The following is a 1343-nucleotide window of genomic DNA, read 5'->3' on the forward strand; positions in this document are numbered from 1 at the left end:
CTACAGTGTTGCCGGCGGCGAGCGCCGGCCCCAGCTTCCACGACGCAATCATCGTTGGCGCATTCCAAGGCGTGATCGCGCCGACCACGCCAATCGGCTGTCGCAACGTGTAGGAATGGCGTTGGCGCCCATCGAACTCCGGCAGGTCGAAGGTGCTGCCACCGATCTTGTCGGCCCAGCCGGCGAAATGGCGGAAGGTCTCGGCCGCCAGCGGAATCTCGAACATGAACGGTTCGAAATAGGGACGCCCAATGTCGATTGCCTCGAGATAGGCGAGGTTCTCGCGATTGGCCTCGACGAGGTCGGCCAGCCGCCACAACAGCCTGCCACGATCCGATCCTGATAGCCGCGACCACTCACCGGTCTCGAATTGCGCGCGCGCGGCAGCCACGGCGGCGGACACGTCATCCGCAGTCGCCATGCTCAATGTGCTGAGCGGTTGGCCGGTGCTCGGATTGATGACGGTTTGAACCCCGCGATCCGCCGCCGCACGCCACCGTCCGCCGACATAAAGCTCGGCACGTGGCAGCCGCTTTGCCGTTTCACCAAGTCCGCTCATGCGATCTCTCCCAGCACCGGCAGGTTTCAATAATTGGTTTCGTTGACCAGCACGCCGGTGGCGCCGACGATCACCTGGCTGATGAGGCGTTTGTCCGCATCCCAACCGACTAGCCGGCCGGCCGATTTCGGTGCTGCGTTGAGATCGATCACGAGGGCGCCGTTGAAAGGCGTGGCCCGGTCGGACCAGGTGAACAGATAAAGTTTCTCGGCGATCTTGCGGACGGAGGTCGGTTCCACCGCGCCCATTCCGGCTTCCGGCCCGATGATGCCGTGCCAGACATAGAGTTCCGGCTCGATATAGATATGCTCGAAGAAGTGGGTCGGGCCGTAAGTCCAGTGGATGCGCTTGCCGACCAGCTCCTTTGTCGGCTCGAAACGCTCGCCGATCTCGCTTCCGATGCCGGCCTCGATGATGACGCTGCGTTCGGCCACCGTCGAGGTACCAGCCATCATGACCGAGTGGACGATCACCGCGCGTTTGCCGGCAAGATCGAAAACCACCATGTCGTTGGAATTGCTCTCGGGATGGTTGATCGTCGCCGCCAGCAACCCTTGCCGCACTTCGATCGCTTCGTAGCTCGCTTCGCCGACCGGATAGGCAACGTTGGCGGCCGGCTCGGATGTCCAGCGCACGGTCTTGTCCTCGAAGCTCATCGACAGTGGCGGCCGGTCGGCGAAATAAAGCACCTGCGTCGTTCCGACCAGCGACAGCGTCGCGTCGAGCCGCAGTGCGTCATGACCAGGAAACAGCTTCTCGGGGGTGACGGTGTCGAGGCGCTTGT

2 protein-coding genes are annotated in these 1343 nt (G+C 63.0%); both read right to left on the reverse strand.

Annotation, left to right across the window (positions count from 1 at the left end; genetic code table 11):
* The coding region (locus EN742_RS35170; protein WP_128333894.1) for an aldehyde dehydrogenase family protein at positions 1 to 559 on the reverse strand (559 nt) is incomplete at its 3' end.
* A 26-nt stretch (positions 560 to 585) separates the two neighbouring features.
* Positions 586 to 1343, reverse strand: a 758-nt coding sequence (locus tag EN742_RS35175) for a MoaF C-terminal domain-containing protein (protein WP_148670539.1), incomplete at its 5' end; no start/stop codon positions are given.

Source organism: Mesorhizobium sp. M4A.F.Ca.ET.020.02.1.1, assembly GCF_004022645.1.
Lineage (GTDB): Bacteria > Pseudomonadota > Alphaproteobacteria > Rhizobiales > Rhizobiaceae > Mesorhizobium.